Source organism: Streptomyces sp. LZ34 (assembly GCF_053890475.1).
The window spans coordinates 3,926,916-3,951,308 of sequence record NZ_CM132680.1 but is presented as its reverse complement, the minus strand read 5'-3'; the positions used below and the strand labels follow the sequence as shown (position 1 = coordinate 3,951,308).

Sequence of the window (24,393 nt, the reverse complement as noted above, 5' to 3'; positions counted from 1 at the left end):
GCGGGGCGAGGCGCCCCAGTGGTCCGCGCTGCCGGTCCACTACGCGGACTACGCGCTGTGGCAGCGCGAGCTCCTCGGCGGCGAGGACGACCCGGAGAGCCTCTACGCCCAGCAGGTGTCCTACTGGCGGGACCAGCTGCGCGGCCTGCCGGAGCGCATCAGCCTCCCCGCCGACCGGCCCCACCCCGCGGTGGCTTCGTACGAGGGTTCGTATGTGGGCTTCGAGCTGGACGCCCGGCTGCACCGGGCGCTGGCCGACCTGGCGCGCGCGTCGGGCGCCACGGTATTCATGGCGGTTCAAGCGGCCACCGCGGCGTTGCTGACCCGACTCGGCGCGGGGACCGACATTCCGCTGGGTTCGCCGATCGCCGGGCGCATGGACGACGCGCTCGACGACCTGGTCGGTTTCTTCGTGAACACGCTGGTGCTGCGCACGGACACCTCGGGCGACCCGAGCTTCGAAGAGCTGCTGCGCCGGGTGAGCGAGACGAGCGTGGCCGCGTACGCGCACCAGGACGTGCCGTTCGACCACTTGGTCGACCTGCTCAACCCGCAGCGCTCGGCCGCCCACCACCCCCTCTTCCAGGTCATGCTGGTCCTCCAGGACAACCCCACTGGTGAGTTCGGGCTTCCTGGCCTCGAGGTCAGCGGTGAGCCGGTGGACCTCGGGACCGCCAAGGTCGACCTGTCGGTGAACGTGATGGAGCGCCACGACGAATCCGGGCTGCCGGCGGGGATCGTCGGCTCGATCAAGTACCGGACGGATCTCTTCGATCATGCGACGGTCGAGGGTCTGCTGGCGCGGTGGGTGCGGTTGTTGGAGCAGGTGGTGGCGGATCCGTCGGTGCCGATCGGGCGGGTGGAGCTGCTGGGCGAGGCGGAGCGCGGGCAGCTGTTGTCGGGGTGGAACGACACGGCGGTCGAGGTGCCGCAGGCCACCCTGGCGGAGCTTTTCGAGACCCAGGTGCGGCGGGCTCCGGACGCGGTGGCGTTGGTGTCCGGTGGCGAGTCGCTGTCGTACGGGGAGTTGAACGCCCGGGCGAACAGGCTGGCGCATTGGCTGATCGGTGCGGGTGTGGGGCCGGAGAAGCTGGTGGGGGTGGTGTTGCCGCGGTCGGTGGAGATGGTGGTGGCGCTGCTCGCGGTGCTGAAGGCCGGGGGCGCCTACGTACCGGTGGACCCGGAGTATCCGGCGGAGCGGCGTGCGTTCATCCTCGCCGACGCCGCGCCCGTCCTCGTGCTGGACGAGGAAGCGCTGGGCCGGGACCTGTCGTCCTTCCCCGACACCGATCCGGAGATCGACGTGGAGCCGGCCCACCCGGCGTACGTCATCTACACCTCCGGCTCCACGGGCACCCCCAAGGGCGTCGCGGTGGAGCACCGCTCGGTCGCCAACTACCTCAACTGGTCGACCCACCACTATCCGGCGGCCCGCGGGGCCACCCTGGTGCCCACGCCGATCGCCTTCGACCTCACCGTCACCGGCCTGTACACCACCCTCGTCGTCGGTGGCCGGGTCTATCTGACCGGTCTGGACGACGACGTCCCGGCTCCCGGGGACAACGGGGGCGGCAGCGTCCCCGTGGCGCTGCTCAAGGCCACGCCGTCGCACCTGCCGATGCTGAGCGAACTGCCGAAGCACCGGTCGCCGGGCGAGATGCTGATTCTCGGCGGCGAGGCGCTGACCGGCGAGGCCCTCGCCGCGTGGCGCGCCGAGCACCGGCGGGTCACCGTCGTCAACGCCTACGGCCCGACCGAGACGACAGTCAACTGCACGGAGTACCGCATCGGCCCGAAGGACAAGCTGCCCTCGGGGCCGGTGCCCATCGGCCGGCCATTCTGGAACACGCGGATCTATCTGCTCGACGACCGGCTGGAGTTGGTGCCGGCCGGCGCGGTGGGCGAGCTGTATGTGACCGGTGCGCAACTGGCCCGAGGCTATCTGGGCCGCTCCGGCCTGACCGCGGAGCGCTTTGTGGCCTGCCCCTTCGAGCCCGGGGTACGGATGTACCGGACCGGCGACCTGGCGCGGTGGCGGGCCGACGGGCAGCTGGAGTACGCGGGCCGTGCCGATGAGCAGGTCAAGGTACGGGGTTTCCGGATCGAGCCCGGCGAGGTCGCCGCGGCCCTGCTGGACCACCCGGAGGTGCGGCAGGCGGTGGTCGTGGCGCGGGAGACCGAGCCGGGCGGCACCCAGCTGGTGGGCTATGCCGTGCCGGCCACGGTCGACCCCGCCGCCCTGCGCGCGCACGTGGCGGAGCGGCTCCCGGACTACATGGTCCCGGCGGCGGTGGTGGCCGTCGACACGATCCCGCTGACGCCCAACGGCAAGTTGGACCGCCGGGCCCTGCCCGCCCCGGACTTCGGCGCCCGCGGCGGTGGCCGCGCCCCGCGCACCCCGCGGGAGGAATTGCTGTGCGAGCTGTTCGGCGGTGTCCTCGGCGTGGATCGGGTGAGCATCGACGACAGCTTCTTCGACCTCGGCGGACACTCCCTGCTCGCGACCCGGCTGGTCAGCCGGATCCGCGGGGCCCTGGGCGTCGAGGTGCCCATCGGAGCGGTGTTCGACGCCCCGACCGTGGCGAGCCTGGTGGCGCATCTGGACGCGGCGGAAGGGCGGCCGCGCACGGCGCTGGCGCCCGTGTCGCGTCCGGACACGATCCCGTTGTCGTTCGCCCAGCGCCGGCTGTGGTTCCTGCACCGGCTGGAAGGCCCGTCGGCCGCGTACAACTGGCCCTTCGCGCTCCGGCTGTCCCGGGCCGTGGACGAGGAAGCGCTGCGGGCCGCGCTGAACGACCTGGTGGCGCGGCACGAGTCGCTGCGGACGGTCTTCGTCGAAGTGGACGGTGAACCGCGACAGGTGGTGCTCGACCCGGCAGCGGCTCCGCTACGGCCGCGCGTGGTGGAAGTCGAGCCGCGGCGGCTGCACCGGGCCGTGCACGAGGCGGTCGGCCACCACTTCGCCCTCGCCACCGAACCGCCGCTGGCGGCATGGCTGTTTCAGCCGGCTACCGGACGCGGCGGGGACGAGGGGGCCGCCCCCGCCGCTGCGGAAGACGAATCCGCCGCACCGACCGGGCCGGTCCTGGTCATTCTGATGCACCACATCATCAGCGACGGCGCGTCCAGGGCACCGCTGATGCGCGACCTCGCCCAGGCGTACGAGGCCCGCCTGGCCGGCTCGGCCCCCGACTGGCGGCCCCTGCCCGTCCAGTACGCGGATTACGCGATCTGGCAGCAGGAGCTGCTGGGCCGCACCGACGACCCGGACAGCCTGGTCTCGAGGCAGCTCGGGTACTGGAAGAACGCGCTGGCGGGCATCCCCTCCCAGCTCGAACTTCCCACGGACCGCCCGCGGCCGGCGGTGGCGAGCTACCGCGGCGATGTCGTGCCCTTCGTCCTGGACGCCGAGCTGCACGCCGGGCTGCGCAAGGTCGCCGCCGACTCCCAGTCGACCCTGTTCATGGTGTTGCAGACGGCCTTCGCCGCCCTGCTCACCCGCCTCGGCGCGGGCGAGGACATCCCGATCGGCGTCCCGATCGCCGGCCGTACCGACGAGGCGTTGTCCGATCTGGTCGGGTTCTTCGTCAACACCCTGGTGCTCCGCACCGACACCACCGGCAACCCGCCCTTCGACCAGCTCCTCGGCCGCGTCCGGGACGGCGCGCTGACCGCCTACGCCAACCAGGACCTGCCGTTCGAGTACCTGGTCGAGGCGCTCAACCCGGTCCGCACGCTGGCGAGCAACGCGCTCTTCCAGGTGATGTTCCAGCTCCAGAACGTGGACGCCCCGGCGCTGCGCATGCAGGACATCGAGGCCACGCCGTACCCGCTGGAGAGCGACAACTCCAAGTTCGACCTCTTCCTGAGCATCGTCGAGGCGCGGTCCGGCGAGGGGCGGCCCGCCGGGCTCAGCGCGACGCTGGAGTACTCCACCGAGCTGTTCGACCGTGCCACCGTGGAGAAGATCGCCGCGTGGTACGAGAACCTCCTGCGCGCCGTGGCGCTCCACCCGGCGGTGCGCATCGCCGACGCCGAACTGCTGTCCGCCGAGGAGCGGGCCGAGGTGCTGGTGGCGCGCAACGACACCGCGACGGCGCCGCCCGCCGCGTGGCCGCACGAGAAGTTCCAGCGGCAGGCGGCGCTCACCCCCGGCGCGCTCGCGGTGCGCGCCGGCGCCGAGCAGGCCGACTACGCGCGGCTCAACCACCGCGCCAACCAGCTGGCCCGGCTGCTCCTCGCCCGCGGCATCGGCCGGGAGAGCGTGGTGGCGCTGGCGCTGCCGCGGTCGGTGGACATGGTGGTGGCGCTGCTGGCCGTGGCGAAGGCCGGCGCGACGTACCTGCCGCTGGATCCCACCCACCCCGCCGACCGGCTGGCCTACGTCCTCCGGGACGCCGGGCCCGCCGCGCTGATCACCACCCCGGCCGTCCGGGAGGGGCTGCCGCATCCGCTGCCCGCCCTGTGCGTCGCCCTCGGCGACGCGGAGGCGGAGGACGAGCTCCGTGGCTTCGCGGCGGACGATGTGACGGACACCGACCGGCACACGCCGATCCACGGCGACCACGCCGCGTATGTCATCTACACCTCGGGGTCCACCGGCTACCCCAAGGGCGTGGTGGTCTCCTACGCGAACATCGCCCACTTCCTCGACGCCATCGCCGCCCGGGTCCCGCTGACGCCGCGAGACCGCATGGTGGCCGCGACCACCATCACCTTCGACATCGCGGCCGTGGAGATCTACGCGCCGCTGCTGTCCGGCGGCAGCGTGGAGGTCGCCACCGCGGAGGTCGCCAAGGACCCGATCGCCCTGCGGCGCCTGATCCGCGGCAGCGGCGCCACGGTCTTCCAGGCCACGCCCTCGGTGTACCGCTCCATCCTGGCCCACGAGCCCGACGGGCTGGCCGGAGTGCGCCTGCTGGTCGGCGGCGAGGCGCTGCCCGCGCCGCTGGCGGAGCGGCTGCACGCCCAGGGCGGCGGCGCGGTCAACCTCTACGGGCCGACCGAGGCCACGGTCTGGTGCACCGCGGCCTCGGTGACCGGCCCGGACCGCCCGCCGCTGATCGGCCTGCCGCTGCCGGGCACCCGGGTGTATGTGCTGGATGCCGGGCTGCGGCCGGTACCGGACGGCGTCGTCGGCGAGCTGTACCTGGCGGGCCCCTTCCTCGCCCGCGGCTACCTGGGCCGCCGGGGACTGACCGCGGAACGCTTCGTGGCCAATCCGTACGAGGGGCCGGGCGCCCGCATGTACCGCACCGGCGACCTCGTCACCTGGCGTGCCCAGGGAGGTCTGGAATTCGTCGGCCGGGCGGACGACCAGGTCAAGGTGCGCGGATTCCGGATCGAACTCGGCGAGATCGAGGCCGCGCTCTCCCGGCAGGAGGGCGTCGCCGCGGCCACCGTGCTCGTACGCGAGGACCACGACACCCCTCAGCTGGTCGGCTACGTCGTACCGGACCGGGCCCGGGCCCGGGACCGCGACACCGCCGAGGAAAACCGGCAGGTCGCGTCCTGGCGGGAGGTCTATGAGTCGGTGTACCGGGACCAGGCCGACGCGGGCGGGTTCTGGGAGGACTTCGGGATCTGGACGAGCAGCTACGACGGCTCCCCGATACCGCTGGACGAGATGCGCGAGTGGCGCGCCTCGGCCGTCGCGGAGATCCGGCGGCTCGAGCCGAAGAACGTGCTCGAACTCGGGGTCGGCAACGGCCTGATCCTCTCCCAGCTGGCTCCGCACTCCGCCGCCTACTGGGGCACCGACTTCTCCGCATCGGCCATCGAGACCCTGCGTGCGCGGACGGCGGCGCGGGAGGACCTGGCGGGGCGCGTCGAACTGCGCGCCCAGGCCGCCGACGACACCTCGGGGCTGCCCCGGGACTTCTTCGACACCATCGTCGTGAACTCCGTCGCGCAGTACTTTCCGCACGCCGGCTACCTCACCGAGGTCATCAAGAACGCCTTGGACCTGCTGGTCCCGGGCGGCTCCCTCTACCTGGGCGACATCCGGAACCTCCGGCTGCTCCGTACGCTCCAGGCGGGCGTGACCAGTCACGGGACGGCGAACGACCTGGGGCCGGACGACCTGACGGCCCTGAGGGCGCAGGTCGACCAGAAGGTCGCCGCTGAGGAGGAGCTGCTGCTCGCACCCGAGTTCTTCACCTCTCTCGGACGGGAGCTGGAGGACGTCGCCGGGGTGGACATCCGGCTCAAGCGAGGCGCTTTCGACAACGAGCTCTCCCGCTACCGATACGAGGTGGTGATCTGCAAGACGCCCCTGGTCCCCACCCAGGTCGACGGACTCCCGGAGATCACCTGGCAGCGGTGCGGCGCGAGCCTGGACGCGGTCGAGCGGCAACTGCGCGAGCACCCCGACGGAGTGCGGCTGACCGGTCTCCCGAACGGTCGGCTGAGCGCGGACACCCGGGCGCTGCGCCGGCTCGACGGCACGGCCACGGCAGACGACGCGGAGACCGGCGTGGACCCGGAGCGGGTGTACGACCTCGTCGCGTCGCTCGGCTTCCGGGCCGTCGCCACCTGGTCGGAGACGGGCCACGACGACCGATTCGACGTCGTCCTGCTGCCGGAGGCGACCGCGGCGCGCGGCCCCGTGGCCGCCTACCGGGGCGCGGAAGAAGAGGCCGGCCCGGCGGTGGGGCATGCCAACAGCCCTGCCCAGTCGGACCGGTCGGCCCGGCTGCACCGGGACCTACGGGCCGGGCTGCGCGCGTGGCTGCCCGACTACATGGTCCCGTCGGCCTTCGTCGTGCTCGACCGGCTGCCGCTCTCCCCGATCGGCAAGCTGGACCGCAAGGCACTGCCGGCCCCGGACTACGGCATCCTCAGCGGCGGCCGCGCGCCCCGCACACCGCGCGAGGAAACACTGTGCGAGCTCTTCGCCGACGTGCTGGGGCTCAAGCGGGTGGGCATCGACGACAGCTTCTTCGAGCTGGGCGGGCACTCGCTGCTCGCCACGCGGCTGGTGAGCCGGATCCGCGGGGCCCTGGGCGTCGAGGTGCCCATCGGGGTGGTGTTCGAGGCTCCGACGGTGGCCGGTCTGGCCGACCGGCTGGACGCGGGCGGCACGGCGCGCGTGGCGCTGGTGCCGGTCGCGCGCCCGCAGGTCGTACCGCTGTCGTTCGCGCAGCGCCGGCTGTGGTTCCTGCACAAGCTGGAGGGGCCGTCGACGACGTACAACATGCCGCTCGCGCTGCGCCTGACGGGCGCAGTGGACCACGAGGCGCTGAGGGCCGCCCTCGGCGACGTGATCGCTCGGCACGAGTCGCTCCGCACGATTTTCCCCGAGGCCGAAGGCGAGCCGCACCAGCTGGTGCTGGATCCGGCCGAAGCCGACTTCGGCTGGCGGGTTCGCCGGACCACCGGGGCGGCGCTGCCGGAGCGGGTGACGGCTGCCGCCCGGTACGAGTTCGACCTGGCGTCCGAGATTCCGGTGCGGGCGGAGCTGTGGGAACTCCCAGACGAAGGTGGCGAAGGTGACGCCTCCTGCGCGCTGCTGGTCCTGCTGCACCACATCGTGAGCGACGGCTGGTCGGCGGGGCGGTTCGTCCGCGACCTCGCCGCCGCGTACACCGCACGGCAGGACGAGGGCGCTCCACAATGGCCCGCGCTGCCCGTGCAGTACATCGACTACACCCTGTGGCAGCGCCAGGTCTTCGGTGACGAGGACACTCCGGACAGCGCCATGGCGCGGCAGGTCGCTTACTGGCGCAAGCTGCTGGACGGAGCCCCGGAGGAGCTGATCCTGCCGACCGACCGACCCCGGCCGGCCGAGCCGAGCTACCAGGGCGCGACCGTCGGGTTCGAGTTGCCGGGTCCGGTGCACCGAGGGCTGACCTCGCTGGCCGGCGCGTCGGGGGCGAGCCCCGCGATGGTCCTCCAGGCCGCCGTCTCGGCACTGCTGTCCAAGCTGGGCGCGGGTGATGACATCGTGCTGGGCACGCCCATCGCCGGGCGCACGGACGAGGCGCTGGAAGACCTGATCGGCTTCTTCGTCAACACACTGGTGCTGCGGGCCGATCTGTCGGGCGACCCGACCTTCGCCGAACTGGTCGAGCGAGTCCGGCAGGCCGGCCTGGAGGCATACGACCATCAGGACCTGCCGTTCGAGCGGCTGGTCGAGCTCGTCAACCCGTACCGGTCCACGGCACGGCATCCGCTGTTCCAGGTCATGGTGGACTTCGGCGTCACGGGCGAGGCCACTCCCGACATGTCCGGTCTTGAAATCGAGACCCTCGACCTTGACATCAACACAGCCAAGTTCGATCTCGACTTCACCTTCCATGAACGCACTGCGGATGACGGCGCCCCCAGCGGGGTCACGGGCGTCCTGCGCTACGCGACCGACCTGTTCGACCACGACACCGCGATGTCCGTCGTCGACCGGCTGATCGCCCTCATCGGCGCCGTGGTGGCCGATCCGCAGCGGAAGGTGAGCCGACTCGACGTCCTGACCGCTGCCGAGAGCCGGCAGCTGGAAACGTACGCGGCGCCGCGCTCGGAGCAGCCGGCGACGACGGTGGTACGGCTGTTCGAGGAACAGGCGGCGGCCACGCCCGAGGCGATCGCGGTCGTCGCGGGCGACGGGGCTCTGACATACGCGCGGCTGAACGCGCGGGCCAACCGCCTCGCCCGCCACCTGATCGGCCACGGGGCCGGCCCGGGGCGGGTGGTGGCCCTGGCGGTGCCGCCGTCCGCGCAGACGATCGTCGCGTTGCTGGCGGTGCTCAAGACCGGCGCGGCATACCTGGCGCTCGAGGCCGGAGCCGAGGCGGAGGAGACCCGAGCCGTCGTCCAGGCGGCCGACCCACTCCTCGTCATCACCCACGACGACTTCGCCGGTCCATCGGTCGCCGACGACCGGTTCGAGGTCGCGCTGGAGCGGCACGCGGCCGACCAAGGCGCGCCCGATGGGGGCGCCGCCGACGGGGACGAGGGACACGACAGCGCGACGCACGGCGATGTGACCGACGCCGAGCGTACGGCGCCGGTGCTGCCGGTCCATCCCGCGCATGCCGTGGCGCGTCCCTTCGCCCACTCCGTCTCGCACGCCGCGCTCGCCGACCTGTTCGCGGTCCACCGGGAACAGGTCTTCGCCCCGGCCGAAGCCGCGGCCGGACAGACGCTGCGGGTGATGCTCACCGCGCCGCTGTCCTCGGCGAACTCCTGGGACGCGCTGTCGGCCCTCCTCGCCGGCCATGAGCTGCACATGTTCGACGCGCACCGTGGGCAGCGCCCGCAGGACACGGTGAGCGCCATCCGTTCGGCGGGCGTCCACCTGCTGACCGCGGCACCCCGCCACCTGGAGCAGCTGCTGGCCGCGGGATTGTTCGCGGCGGACGAGCACCAGCCGACGGCACTCGTGCTGTCCGGCGAGCCCGTCGGCACGGCGCTCTGGCACCGGCTGCGCGCGCTGCCACGGACGGAGACCCACGTGGTGTACCGGCCCGGAGGGGGTGCCGGTGCGGTTCTGTCGGGACGGCTGAAGGCGACGACGGCCCCGGCGCTGGGCCGGCCGCTCGCGGGCTGCGAGGCGCACGTACTGGACTCGGTGCTGCGTCCGGTCCCGCCGGGAGTGACCGGTGAGCTGTACATGAAGGAGCTGTGGCCGGTCAGGGCGTACGCGGGCGAGGCCGGCCGGGCCGCGGAACGTCTTCTGCCGAGCCCGTTCCACTCGGGCGAGCGGATGTACCGCACCGGTGCGTTGGCGCGCCACCGCACCGGCGAGCGGGGGCTCGAGCTGGAGTGCGTCGCGCACGACGGAGCCCACGCGGTCATCCGCGGCCTGCGGCTCGGAACGGCAATGATCGAGGACGTCCTCACCGAGCACCCCGCCGTCGAGCAGGCCGCGGTGGTCGTACACGAGAACGACGCCGGTGAGGAAGTCCTGGTCGGCTACGCGGTGCTCGACAGCACGGCCGTCGCGGCGGCACCGGCCGACCCCGCCGCGCTGCGCGCGCATGTCGCCGGGCGTCTGTCCGAACACCTGGTTCCGGCGGTCGTCGAGCTGCTCGACCGACTGCCGCTGACCGCCCACGGCGAACTGGACCGGCGGGCGCTGCCGCTGCCGAGAGACCAGCGGGACGACGCCGGTCCCCGGACGCCCAGGAATCCGCAGGAAGAGCTGCTGTGTGCTCTGTTCGCCGAATTTCTGAACGTGCCACAGGTGAGTGTCGAAGACAACTTCTTCGAGCTCGGCGGACATTCTCTCTCGGCCGTCAGACTGCTGGCCAGGATTCACGCGGTATTGGGCGTGGAACTTCCGGTCAAGGCGATACTCGAGACCCCGACGGTGGCAGGACTGGCCCGGCGTCTGAGCGTCGACTTCGAAGACAGTGCGTTGGATGTGATCCTGCCGCTGCGTGCCCATGGAAAACAGAAGCCGGTCTTCTGCATTCATGCGGGAAGTGGCCTGGGCTGGACCTATTCAGGACTGCTCAGGCACATCGACAAGGACATTCCGATGTACGCCGTCCAGGCTCGCGGACTCAATGGAGAAGAGCCCTTCGCGAATTCCGTCGAGTCCATGGCGGAGGACTATGCGGACCGCATCATGGAGATGCAGCCCGAGGGGCCGTACCACATCCTGGGGTGGTCGTTCGGCGGAGTCGCCGCGCACAAGATCGCCGAAGTACTGGAACGGCGCGGGCAGCACGTGGGCCTGTTGACCCTGCTCGACTGCCACCCGGTCAGCCTGGTCAGCCGGCAGAGCGTGGACGAGGCCAGGGCCAAGGTCCGGGTGGCCGACGTGCACCGCGCCATGCTGGCGCTGTTCGACATCGAACTCACCGACGAGGAAGCACGGCGGCTCACTCACGAGAACACCGTGGAGCTGCTGCGCACAAAGAACAGCGCGCTGGCGGGCCTCACGGAAGCTGAGGCCCGGGCGATGATGGACATCACCCTGAACAACGCCTACATCGGCCTGGATGTGACACACCACCCCGTCGCCGCGCCGACGCTCGTCCTTGCCGCCGTCGGTGGCGAAATGGACCACCGGCTCGAGCGGGACGCGTGGGATCCGTACGTGGACGGAGAAGTCGAATTCCGTGAGATCCACTGCAAGCACACGCACATGATGAACCCTGAACCGCTGCGTCAGATCGGGCCGATCATTTCGGAAAGGCTGCGGCAGGCGTTCGTGAACGGGGAAGAGGCAAAGTGAGCGAGAAGTTGGCCCCCAAGGCATCGTCGAAGTCCGGCCCGAACGCCCTCCCCGGCGGAGACGATCAGCCGGGCGCCTCGCGCGAACAGGTGCTGCGCGAACTGTTCGCCGAGGTGCTGGGTGTGGAGCGGGTGGGCCCCCACGACGACCTCTTCGAGCTGGGCGGCCACTCGCTGTCCGCGATTCGGTTGCTCGTCCGGGTGCGCAACGCACTCGGGGTGGAGCTGCCCATCAAGGACATCTTCGAGCACCCGACACCGGCCACCCTGGCCGGGCGCCTGGGCGGTGACACCAGCGACGGTTCGCGTACGAGCCTGGTTCCCGTGGCGCGCCCCGAGGTGCTTCCGCTGTCGTTCGCGCAGCGCCGGCTGTGGTTCCTGTACAGGCTGGACGGCCCGTCGGCCACGTACAACGTGCCGCTGGCGCTCGGGCTGACGGGCACCGTGGACGCGGAGGCGCTGCACGGCGCCCTGCGCGACGTCGTCGGCCGCCACGAGTCGCTGCGCACGGTCTTTTCGGAGTCCGAGGTGGACGGCGAGCCGCACCAGCTCATCCTGGATCCGGCCGAGGCCGACTTCGGCTGGGAGCGCCGGGCGGTCTCGGAGGCCGACCTGCCGGGCGCCCTCCGGGACGCCGCCCGCTACGGATTCGACCTGTCCACCGAGGTGCCGCTGCGGGCCTGGCTCTTCGAGCTGGGCAACGACGAGAGCACCCTGCTGCTGCTGTTGCACCACATCGTCGCCGACGACTGGTCCATGGCCCCGCTGGCGCGGGATGTGCTCGCCGCCTACACGGCGCGGGTGGAGGGCTCCGCGCCGAAGTGGTCCGAACTGCCCGCCCAGTACGCCGACTACGCCCTCTGGCAGCGGGACCAGCTGGGCGACGCGGCCGATCCCCAGAGCGTGTTCGCCCAGCAGGTCGACTACTGGCGCGAGCAGCTGGCCGACCTGCCCGAGCAGGTCAGCTTCCCGGCCGACCGCCCGCGCCCGGCGGTGGCCTCGTACGCGGGTGGTCACCTGGACTTCGAGCTGAGCGCGGAGCTGCACCAGGGGCTGGTGGCCCTGGCGCGGCGGACGAACACCACGGTGTTCATGGTGCTGCAGGCCGGCATGGCGGCGTTGCTGACGAGGCTCGGCGCCGGCACCGACATTCCGCTCGGCAACGGCGGCGCCGGCCGCACCGACCAGGCGGTCGAAGATCTGATCGGCCTCTTCGTGAACACGTTCGTGCTGCGTACGGACACTTCGGGGGATCCGAGTTTCGAGGAGCTGCTGGGGCGGGTGCGGGTTGCGAGCCTGGCGGCGTACGAGCACCAGGATGTGCCCTTCGAGCACCTGGTGGAACTGCTCAACCCCCAGCGCACCACCAGCCATCACCCTCTGTTCCAGATCGCGATGGTGCTGCAGAACACGCCGTCAGAGGAATTCCGGCTGCCCGGGCTGCATGTGCGGACCGAGTTCATTTCCACGGGGACCTCGCGTTTCGACGTCTTGATCGAGATGTACGAGCGCCACGAGGACGTGGACGGAGTAGCGGGCATCGACGCGCTCTTGGAGTACTCCACCGAGTTGTTCGACCGGGGGACGGTCGAGGGGTTGTTGGCGCGGTGGGTGCGGTTGTTGGAGCAGGTGGTGGCGGATCCGTCGGTGCCGATCGGGCGGGTGGGGCTGCTGGATGGGGCGGAGCGGGGGCAGCTGTTGTCGGGGTGGAACGACACGGCGGTCGAGGTGCCGCAGGCCACCCTGGCGGAGCTTTTCGAGGCCCAGGTGCGGCGGGCTCCGGACGCGGTGGCGTTGGTGTCCGGTGGCGAGTCGCTGTCGTACGGGGAGTTGAACGCCCGGGCGAACCGGCTGGCGCATTGGCTGATCGGTGCGGGTGTGGGGCCGGAGAAGCTGGTGGGGGTGGTGTTGCCGCGGTCGGTGGAGATGGTGGTGGCGGTCCTGGCGGTGCTGAAGGCCGGGGGCGCGTATGTGCCGGTGGATCCGGAGTATCCGGCGGAGCGGCGTGCGTTCATCCTCGCCGACGCCGCGCCGGCGCTGGTTCTCGACGAGGCGGCACTGGCGCAGGATCTGTCGTCTTTCCCGGACACCGACCCCGGGATCGCGGTGGAGGCTGCGCATCCGGCGTACGTGATCTACACCTCGGGCTCCACGGGCACGCCCAAGGGCGTCGTGGTCTCCCATGCGGGAGTGGCCAGCCTGGCGCATGCGCAGGCGGAGCGGTTGGGGGTGAGCTCGGCCAGTCGGGTGTTGCAGTTCGCCTCACCGAGTTTCGATGCGGCGTGGTGGGAGCTGACGATGGCGTTCTCGTCGGGTGCCGCATTGGTGGTGCCGGAGGGCGGGCCCCTGGTCGGTGAGGGTCTGCGGCGTTTCCTGCGGGAGGGGCGGGTTTCTCATGTGACGTTGCCGCCGTCGGTGCTGGGAGCGGTGCCGGTGGGTGCCGAGACCGCGTTGCCGGAACTGGAAACGGTGGTGCTGGCGGGTGAAGCGGCCTCGCCGGAGTTGGTGGCGCGGTGGTCTGTCGGCGGTCGTCGGGTGGTGAATGCCTACGGTCCGACGGAGTCGACGGTGTGTGTGTCGATGAGTGACGCTGTTGCGGGAGCTGTGGCGCCGATCGGCCGTCCGGTCACCAACACGCGGGTGTTTGTGCTGGATGGGGTGTTGCGGCCGGTTCCTGTGGGTGTGGTGGGTGAGTTGTATGTGTCGGGTGTGGGGTTGGCGCGTGGGTATGTGGGGCGTGTGGGGTTGACGGCTGAGCGGTTTGTGGCGTGTCCGTTTGAGTCGGGTGGGCGGATGTATCGGACGGGTGATCTGGTGCGGTGGCGTGTGGATGGGCAGTTGGAGTTTGTGGGGCGGGTGGATGAGCAGGTGAAGTTGCGGGGTTTTCGGGTTGAGCCGGGTGAGGTTGAGTCGGTGTTGGTGGGGTGTGAGGGGGTGCGGCAGGCGGCTGTGGTGGTGCGTGAGGACGTTCCGGGTGATCAGCGGCTTGCGGCGTATGTGGTGCCGGATCTGAGGACTGCCGCCTTGGTGGGTGTGGATGCGCAGGTGGAGGAGTGGCGGGTGATTTATGACTCGGTGTATGCCGGGTCGGGTTCGGGTGGTTTCGGGGAGGATTTCTCGGGGTGGGACAGTTCGTATTCGGGTGAGCCGATCCCGCTGGGTGAGATGCGGGCGTGGCGTGATGCGGTGGTTGAGCGGGTGCGCGGGTTGGGTGCGCGGCGGGTTTTGGAGATCGGTGTCGGTTCGGGTCTGTTGATGGCGCATCTCGCGGGGGGTGTTGAGGAGTACTGGGGTACGGATCTGTCGGGTGCTGTGATTGACCGGCTTTCCGGTCAGGTGGCTGTGGCGGGTTTGGGCGACCGGGTGCGGTTGCGGTATCAGGCGGCGGATGTGGTGGAGGGTCTGCCGTCGGGGTTCTTTGACACGGTGTTGATCAATTCGGTTGTGCAGTATTTCCCTGATGGGGCGTATCTGGCGCGGGTGGTGGATCGGGCGTTGGGGTTGTTGGCGCCGGGTGGTCGGTTGGTGATTGGTGATGTGCGGCATGCGGGGTCGTTGCGTGTGTTGCAGGCGGCGGTGCATCAGGGTCGTGGTGCGGCGGCGCGGGCGGTGGTGGATCGTGCGGTGTTGTTGGAGAAGGAGCTGGTGGTGGCTCCGGAGTTCTTCAGCGACCTTGCTGGGCGGGATGCTCGTATCGGTGCGGTGGACATCCGGCTCAAGCAGGGCGGTTACCACAACGAGCTGACCCGTCACCGGTACGAGGTGGTGTTGCACAAGCTGCCGTCAGAGGTCGTGGATGTGTCCGATGTCCGGCGACTGGCCTGGGGGCGTGAGGTCACCGGCGTCGCCGATCTGGACAAGCTCCTGGCCGGGGATGCTCCGGTGCGTGTGGTGGGGATTCCCAATGCGCGGTTGCTGGCCGAGGTGGCGGCCGAGCGGGCGCTGGACGGCCTGGAGGCCGAGGTGACCGGGGCCGGGGTGGATCCGGAGGAGCTGGTGGTCGCGGGCCGCGTGCGGGGACTGCGAACCGTGCCCACCTGGTCGTCGCGTTCGGTGGGGCTGTTCGACGCGGTGATTCTGCCGTCGCGGATGAGCGATGCGGTGTTGTCGGGGGTGTATGTCCCGGCGTCTTCGGGTGGTCCGTGGGTGAACAGTCCGGTGGCGGTGCGGGGTATCGGGGCGGTGGTGCGCGGGGCGCGGGAGCGTCTTGCGGAGAGGTTGCCGGAGTACATGGTGCCGTCGGCGGTGATGGTGCTGGACCGGTTGCCGTTGACGCCGAACGGGAAGCTGGACCGCAGTGCGTTGCCGGTGCCGGACTACGCGGTCACGGCGGGCGGCCGTGGCCCGCGGACGCCGCGCGAAGAGGTGTTGTGCGGGTTGTTCGCCGAGGTCCTGGGGGTGGACCGGGTCGGGATCGACGACAGCTTCTTCGACCTCGGCGGCCACTCCCTCCTCGCCACCCGGCTCGTCAGCCGCATCCGCACCACCATGGGAGCGGAGCCGCCCATCAAGGACGTCTTCGAAGCGCCGACCGTGGCCCGGCTGATGGAGCGGCTGAACCTCGGCGGGCAGACGCGTAGGGAACTGGCGCCCATGCCGCGCCCGGATGTGGTGCCGCTGTCGTTCGCGCAGCGTCGGCTCTGGTTCCTGCACCGCTTGGAGGGGCGGTCGGCGACGTACAACATGCCGCTGGCGCTCCGCCTGACGGGCACGGTGGACGCGGAGGCGCTGCATGCCGCCCTGCGCGACGTGATCGCGCGGCATGAGCCGCTGCGCACCGTGTTCCCCGAGGTCGACGGTGAGCCGCACCAGTCGGTGCTGGACGTGGCGGAGGCCGACTTCGGCTGGGAGCGCCGCCCCGTTTCGGAGGCGGACCTGCCGGCGGCCCTGGAGGAGGCGGGCCGTTACGGCTTCGACCTCTCCTCCGAGACGCCGGTTCGCGCCAAGCTCTTCGAGACGAGCGCCGGGGAAAGCGTCCTGCTGCTGTTGCTGCACCACATCGTGGGTGACGGCTGGTCGATGGGCCCGCTCGCGCGCGACGTCGTCGCCGCGTACACCGCGCGGACCCGGGGCAGTGCGCCTCAGTGGGACGAGCTTCCTGTGCAGTACATCGACTACACGCTCTGGCAGCGGGCGCTGCTGGGCGACGAGTCCGACCCGGACAGCACGTTCGGGCGCCAGGTCGCCTACTGGCGGGAGCAGTTGGCCGGGCTGCCCGAGCTGGTGAGCTTCCCCGCCGATCGGGCCCGCCCCGCGATCGCCTCCTACCGGGGCTCATGCCTGACCCTTGACGTCGACGGCGAGCTGCACCGGCGGATGGCGGACCTGGCGCGGCGGTCGGGTGCGACGGTGTTCATGGTGTTGCAGGCAGGTATGGCGGCGTTGTTGACGCGGTTGGGTGCGGGTTCGGACATTCCGTTGGGCAGTGGTGTGGCCGGGCGTACGGATGAGGCTCTGGAGGATCTGGTCGGGCTGTTCGTGAACACGTTCGTGTTGCGTACGGACACCTCGGGTGATCCGAGTTTCGAGGAGCTGCTGGGGCGGGTGCGGGTTGCGAGCCTGGCGGCGTACGAGCACCAGGATGTGCCGTTCGAGCATCTGGTGGAGCTGCTCAACCCGCAGCGCTCGACCGCCCACCACCCCCTCTTCCAGGTCGCCCTCGTACTCCAGAACACCCCCCACAGCGATTTCACCCTGCCGGAGCTGAGGGTCCGCATGGCCGAGGTGGATTCCGGCACCTCGCGCTTCGACATGCTCCTCTCGCTCACCGAGCAATTCGACGCGATGGGGAACCCCTCCGGCATCCAGACGCTGGTGGAGTACTCCACGGACCTGTACGACGAGTCCACCGTCCACGACCTCTTCGCGCGGTGGCTCCGCCTCCTGGACCGGGTGGTGGCCGCTCCGAAGCAGCTGATCAGCCGACCCGAGCTGCTGACGGAGGCCGAGCGGCGGCGGGTGGTGTCGGACTGGAACGACACCGAGGTCCCCGTCCGGCGGGACACGATCGTCGGCCTGCTGGAATCGCAGGTGGAGGCCACTCCCGAGGCCACCGCCGTGCTCTTCGGCGACACCACGCTCACGTACGCCCGGCTGAACGCCCGGGCCAACCGGCTCGCCCGCCACCTCGTGGCGCTCGGCGTCGGGCCCGAGCACCTGGTCGCGGTGGCGCTGCCGCGCTCCGCCGACACGGTGGTGGCGCTGCTCGCGGTGATCAAGGCCGGCGGCGCCTATCTGCCGCTGGACCCCGACGACCCGGCGGAGCGGCTGAGGTTCAGCCTGGAGGACGCGAAGCCCGCGCTGGTACTTGCCTCCGGCGAGAGCGGTCTGCCCGGGTGGCAGGCCGCGGACGTTCCCTGCGTCGTCATCGACAGCGAGGAAACCATCGAGGCCGTCGCCCGTCACTCCGCGGCGGACCTGACGGACGACGACCGCCAGGCCCCGCTGTCCCCGGCCAACCCGATTTATGTCATCTACACCTCGGGGTCCACCGGGCGCCCGAAGGGCGTCATGGTCGAGCACCGTGGCCTGGTCAACAACCTCCAGTGGATGCGGGACACCTATCCGGTCGCGGCCGGAGATGTGCTGCTGTTCCGCACGTCGGTGCGGTTCGACTCAGTGGGGCTGGAGATCTGGTTCCCGCTGATATCCGGTGCCGCGATCTGTGTGGCCCCCGGCGAAGTGATCCGGGACCCCCAGCGGCTGGTTGCCCACATCGCGGAGAACGGCGTCACGGTCGCCCAGTTCCCGCCCTCTCTGCTGGCCACGCTCCCCGAGCCGCCCGCCGACCACGCGGTCAGCCGCATCTGGTCCAGCGGTGAGGCACTGCCACCGGATCTCGCGGCCAAGATCGCCAAGAGCTGGGGCAGCGCACTCTTCAACCTGTACGGCCCGACCGAGATGACCATTCAGGTGGCCTCCGCCGTCTGGCGGGACACGGACGACAACCAGCACGGTGTGCCGATCGGACGGCCGACCTGGAACACCCGCATGTTCGTGCTGGACGCGGGCCTTCAGCCGGTCCCGGCTGGGGTGGTGGGCGAGCTGTACGTCACCGGCGCCCAGGTGGCGCGTGGGTATGTGGGGCGTGTGGGGTTGACGGCTGAGCGGTTTGTGGCGTGTCCGTTTGAGTCGGGTGGGCGGATGTATCGGACGGGTGATCTGGTGCGGTGGCGTGTGGATGGGCAGTTGGAGTTTGTGGGGCGGGTGGATGAGCAGGTGAAGTTGCGGGGTTTTCGGGTTGAGCCGGGTGAGGTTGAGTCGGTGTTGGTGGGGTGTGAGGGGGTGCGGCAGGCGGCTGTGGTGGTGCGTGAGGATGTTCCGGGTGATCAGCGGCTTGCGGCGTATGTGGTGCCGGATCTGGGGACTGCCGCCTTGGTGGGTGTGGATGCGCAGGTGGAGGAGTGGCGGGTGATTTATGACTCGGTGTATGCCGGGTCGGGTTCGGGTGGTTTCGGGGAGGATTTCTCGGGGTGGGACAGTTCGTATTCGGGTGAGCCGATCCCGCTGGGTGAGATGCGGGCGTGGCGTGATGCCGTGGTTGAGCGGGTGCGGGATCTCGGTGCGCGGCGGGTTTTGGAGATCGGCGTCGGTTCCGGTCTGTTGATGGCGCATCTGGCTGAGGGCGTGGAGGAGTACTGGGGTACGGATCTGTCGGCCGCCGTGATTGACCGGCTTTCCGGTCAGGTGGCTGAGGCGGGTTTGGGCGACCGGGTGCGGTTGCGGTGTCAGGCGGCGGATGTGGTGGAGGGCTTGCCCTCTGGGTTCTTCGACACGGTGTTGATCAACTCGGTTGTGCAGTATTTCCCTGATGGGGCGTATCTGGCGCGGGTGGTGGATCGGGCGTTGGGGTTGTTGGCGCCGGGTGGTCGGTTGGTGATTGGTGATGTGCGGCATGCGGGGTCGTTGCGTGTGTTGCAGGCGGCGGTGCATCAGGGTCGTGGTGCGGCGGCGCGGGCGGTGGTGGATCGTGCGGTGTTGTTGGAGAAGGAGCTGGTGGTGGCTCCGGAGTTCTTCAGCGACCTCGCCGAGCGGGACGACCGCATCGGTGCGGTGGATATCCGCCTCAAGCAAGGTGGCTACCACAACGAACTGACCCGTCACCGGTACGAGGTGGTGTTGCACAAGCTACCGTCAGAGGTCGTGGATGTGTCCGATGTGCGACAGCTGACCTGGGGACCGGATACGGACCTGCCAGGGCTGCTTGCCGGCGTGGACGCTCCGGTGCGTGTGGTGGGGATTCCCAATGCGCGGCTGGTGGCCGAGGTGGCGGCCGAGCGGGCGCTGGACGGCCTGGAGGCCGAGGTGACCGGGGCCGGGGTGGATCCGGAGAAGTTGGTGGCCGCCGGCCGTGCGCGGGGTGTGCGGGTCGTGCCCACGTGGTCGTCTCGCTCGGTGGCACTGTTCGACGCCGTGATGCTCCCCTCGGCCGTGAGTCAGGCGCCCCTGTCAGGGGCGTACGTTCCGGCGTCCTCAGGTGGTTCGTGGGTGAACAGTCCGCTTGCGGTGCGGGGTATCGGCGCGGTGGTGAGGGCGGCCCGGGAGCGTCTTGCCGAGAAGCTGCCGGAGTACATGGTGCCGTCGGCGGTGATGGTGCTGGACCGGCTGCCGTTGACGCCGAACGGGAAGCTGGACCGCAGGGCGTTGCCGGTGCCGGACTACGCGGTCACGGCGGGTGGCCGGGGCCCGCGGACGCCGCGCGAAGAGGTGCTGTGCGGGTTGTTCGCCGAGGTGTTGGGGGTGGACCGGGTCGGGATCGACGACAGCTTCTTCGACCTCGGCGGCCACTCCCTGCTCACCACCCGACTGGTCAGCCGCATCCGTGGCGTCCTCGGGGTGGAGGTGCCCATCGCAGCGGTCTTCGAGTCCCCGACCGTCGCCGGACTGGCGACGCGCGTCGCGGGCGGTGGCCGGGTGCGGACCGCCTTGGCACCGATGGTGCGCCCGGATGTGGTGCCGCTGTCGTTCGCGCAGCGCCGTCTGTGGTTCCTGCACAAGCTCGAGGGCCCTTCGGCGACCTACAACATGCCGCTGGCGCTCCGCCTGACCGGCACGGTGGACGCGGAGGCGCTGCATGCCGCCCTGCGCGATCTGGTCGGCCGGCATGAGTCGCTGCGCACCGTGTTCCCCGAGGTCGACGGTGAGCCGCACCAGTCGGTGCTGGACGTGGCGGAGGCCGACTTCGGCTGGGAGCGCCGCCCCGTTTCGGAGGCGGACCTGCCCGCGGCCCTGGAGGAGACGGCCCGCCACGGGTTCGACCTCTCCTCCGAGGTCCCGGTCCGCGCCTGGCTCTTCGAGGTGGGCCCGAGCGACAGCGTCCTGCTGCTGCTCGTGCACCACATCGCGGGTGACGGGTGGTCGATGGGCCCGATATCGCGCGACATAATGGCTGCTTATACGGCTCGCGCGCAGGGGGACGCTCCGCGGTGGCCGGAGCTGCCGGTGCAGTATGCCGACTACACCCTGTGGCAGCGCGAGCTGCTCGGCGACGAATCCGATCCGGACAGCGTGTACTCCCAACAGGTCGGCTACTGGCGGGAGCAGTTGGCCGACCTGCCCGAGCTGGTGAGCCTCCCCGCCGACCGGCCGCGTCCGGTGGTGGCCTCGTACGAGGGCACCCATCTGGAGTTCGCCCTGGACCCGGAGCTGCACCAGCGGTTGGTGGCGTTGGCGCGGCGGTCGGGTGCGACGGTGTTCATGGTGTTGCAGGCGGGTATGGCGGCGTTGTTGACGCGGTTGGGTGCGGGTTCGGACATTCCGTTGGGCAGTGGTGTGGCCGGGCGTACGGATGAGGCTCTGGAGGATCTGGTCGGGCTGTTCGTGAACACGTTCGTGTTGCGTACGGACACCTCGGGTGATCCGAGTTTCGAGGAGCTGCTGGGGCGGGTGCGGGTTGCGAGCCTGGCGGCGTACGAGCACCAGGATGTGCCGTTCGAGCATCTGGTGGAGCTGCTCAACCCGCAGCGCTCGACCGCCCACCACCCCCTCTTCCAGGTCGCCCTCGTACTCCAGAACACCCCCCACAGCGCATTCTCCCTGCCGAACCTACGGGTCGGCCTGGAGGAGGTCGGAATCGGCCGGTCGCGCTTCGACATGCTCCTCAGCCTGGCCGAGAACACCGGCGGGCAAGGTGTCAGCGCGACCGTCGAGTACTCGACGGATCTCTTCGATCGCGCAACGGTCGAGCGTCTGCTGGCGCGGTGGGTGCGGCTGTTGGAGCAGGTGGTGGCCGATCCGTCGCTGCCGATCGGACGGGTGGAACTGCTGTCCGGCGCGGAGCGCGATCAGCTGCTGTCGGGCTGGAACGACACGGCCGTGGAGGTGCCCGCGGCGTCGCTCGCCGAGCTGTTCGAGGCTCAGGTGCGGCGGGCTCCGGACGCGGTGGCGGTGGCGTGCGGCGGGGAGTCGTTGTCGTACGGTGAGCTGAATGCCCGGGCGAACCGGCTGGCGCACTGGCTGATAGGTCGCGGCGTGGGGCCGGAGAAGCTGGTGGGGGTGATGCTGCCGCGGTCGGTGGAGATGGTGGTGGCGGCCCTGGCGGTGCTGAAGGCGGGTGGCGCGTATGTGCCCGTCGACCCGGACTACCCGGCCGAGCGGCGGGCCTTCATTCTGGCCGACGCCGCCCCTGTCCTGGTTCTGGAGCGGGAGGTGCCGGCCGCGGAACTCGCGACCTTCCCTGACACCGACCCGGCACCGGACACCGAGCCGGCACACCCGGCCTACGTCATCTACACCTCGGGCTCCACCGGCAGGCCCAAGGGCGTCGTGGTGTCCCACACGGGTGTGGCCGCCTTGGCGCACACGCAGCGGGAGCGGCTCGGGGTGAACTCCGTCAGCCGGATCCTGCAGTTCGCCTCGCCGAGCTTCGACGCCGCTGTCTGGGAGCTGATCGTCACCTTCTCCTGCGGCGCCGCGCTGGTGGTGCCACAGGGCGGACGCCTCGTCGGCGAGGCCCTTCAGGGAGTGCTGGCCGCTCAGAGGGTGACCCACGCGCTGATTCCGCCTTCGGTGGTGGCGACGATGCCGTCGGAGGCAGCCGAGGAGCTGACGGGATTCCAGTGCCTTGTGGTGGGCGCGGAGGCAGCCCCGCCGGAGTTGGTGGCGCGGTGGTCGATGGGCGGCCGTCGGGTGCTCAACGCGTACGGCCCGACCGAGTCGACGGTGTGCGTTTCCATGAGCGGCACCGTCGACGAGGCCGTCGTGCCGATCGGTCGTCCGGTTGCTGATACGCGGGTGTTTGTGCTGGATGGGGTGTTGCGGCCGGTTCCTGTGGGTGTGGTGGGTGAGTTGTATGTGTCGGGTGTGGGGTTGGCGCGTGGGTATGTGGGGCGTGTGGGGTTGACGGCTGAGCGGTTTGTGGCGTGTCCGTTTGAGTCGGGTGGGCGGATGTATCGGACGGGTGATCTGGTGCGGTGGCGTGTGGATGGGCAGTTGGAGTTTGTGGGGCGGGTGGATGAGCAGGTGAAGTTGCGGGGTTTTCGGGTTGAGCCGGGTGAGGTTGAGTCGGTGTTGGTGGGGTGTGAGGGGGTGCGGCAGGCGGCTGTGGTGGTGCGTGAGGATGTTCCGGGTGATCAGCGGCTTGCGGCGTATGTGGTGCCGGATCTGGGGGTGGCTGTGGCGTCTGGTGTGGATGCGCAGGTGGGGGAGTGGCGGGAGATCTATGACTCGGTGTATGCCGGGTCGGGTTCGGGTGGTTTCGGGGAGGATTTCTCGGGGTGGGACAGTTCGTATTCGGGTGAGCCGATCCCGCTGGGTGAGATGCGGGCATGGCGGGATGCGGTGGTTGATCGGGTGCGCGGGTTGGGTGCGCGGCGGGTTCTGGAGATCGGCGTCGGTTCGGGTCTGTTGATGGCGCATCTCGCGAAGGGTGTGGAGGAGTACTGGGGTACGGATCTGTCGTCTGCCGTGATTGATCGGCTGACGGGTCAGGTGGCTGTGGCGGGTTTGGGCGACCGGGTGCGGTTGCGGTGTCAGGCGGCGGATGTGGTGGAGGGTCTGCCGTCGGGGTTCTTTGACACGGTGTTGATCAATTCGGTTGTGCAGTATTTCCCTGATGGGGCGTATCTGGCGCGGGTGGTGGATCGGGCGTTGGGGTTGTTGGCGCCGGGTGGTCGGTTGGTGATTGGTGATGTGCGGCATGCGGGGTCGTTGCGTGTGTTGCAGGCGGCGGTGCATCAGGGTCGTGGTGCGGCGGCGCGGGCGGTGGTGGATCGTGCGGTGTTGCTGGAGAAGGAGCTGGTGGTGGCTCCGGAGTTCTTCAGCGACCTTGCTGGGCGGGATGCTCGTATCGGTGCGGTGGACATCCGGCTCAAGCAGGGCGGTTACCACAACGAGCTGACCCGGCACCGGTACGAGGTGGTGCTGCACAAGTCCTCGGCGCACGTGGTCGACGTCACGGACGTGCGACAGCTGACCTGGGGACCGGATACGGACCCGCGCCAACTGCTTGCCGGCGTGGATGCTCCGGTGCGTGTGGTGGGGATTCCCAATGCGCGGTTGCTGGCCGAGGTGGCGGCCGAGCGGGCGCTGGACGGTCTGGAGGCTGAGGTGACCGGGGCCGGGGTGGACCCGGAGGAACTGGTGGTCGCCGGCCGTGCGCGGGGTGTGCGGGTCGTGCCCACGTGGTCGTCTCGCTCGGTGGCACTGTTCGACGCCGTGATGCTCCCCTCGGCCGTGGGTCAGGCGCCCCTGTCAGGGGCGTATGTCCCGGCGTCTTCGGGTGGTCCGTGGGTGAACAGTCCGGTGGCGGTGCGGGGTATCGGGGCGGTGGTGCGCGGGGCGCGGGAGCGTCTTGCGGAGAGGTTGCCGGAGTACATGGTGCCGTCGGCGGTGATGGTGCTGGACCGGTTGCCGTTGACGCCGAACGGGAAGCTGGACCGCAGGGCGTTGCCGGTGCCGGACTACGCGGTCACGGCGGGCGGCCGTGGCCCGCGGACGCCTCAGGAGGAGACGCTGTGCGGGTTGTTCGCCGAGGTCCTGGGGGTGGACCGGGTCGGGATCGATGACAGCTTCTTCGACCTCGGCGGCCACTCCCTCCTCGCCACCCGGCTCGTCAGCCGCATCCGTACCACCATGGGAGCGGAGCTGCCCATTGGGACGCTGTTCGAGTCGCCGACCGTGGCCGGCCTCGTTGAGCGCTTGGCCGAGGTGCCTCGGGAGGTGAGCAAACGGCCGGCGCTGCGTCGCATGCCGCGGCCGACGGACAAGCCCCGCTGA

At 70.4% G+C, this 24,393-nt stretch carries 2 protein-coding genes (1 of these 2 cut by a window edge); both read left to right on the top strand.

Going from position 1 to position 24,393, the window contains the following annotated elements:
* A protein-coding gene (locus tag ACWY4P_RS15330) for a non-ribosomal peptide synthase/polyketide synthase (RefSeq protein ID WP_456211110.1) crosses the window boundary here: on the top strand, nucleotides 1-11,179 show its 3' portion. It extends 10,964 nt beyond the left edge of the window; the window shows 11,179 of its 22,143 coding nt (coding positions 10,965-22,143); the start codon falls outside the window, past its left edge; the stop codon is at nucleotides 11,177-11,179.
* Nucleotides 11,176-24,393, top strand: a complete 13,218-nt coding sequence (locus ACWY4P_RS15325; RefSeq protein ID WP_456211109.1) for an amino acid adenylation domain-containing protein — start codon at nucleotides 11,176-11,178, stop codon at nucleotides 24,391-24,393. The genes ACWY4P_RS15330 and ACWY4P_RS15325 overlap by 4 nt, the downstream gene beginning before the upstream one ends.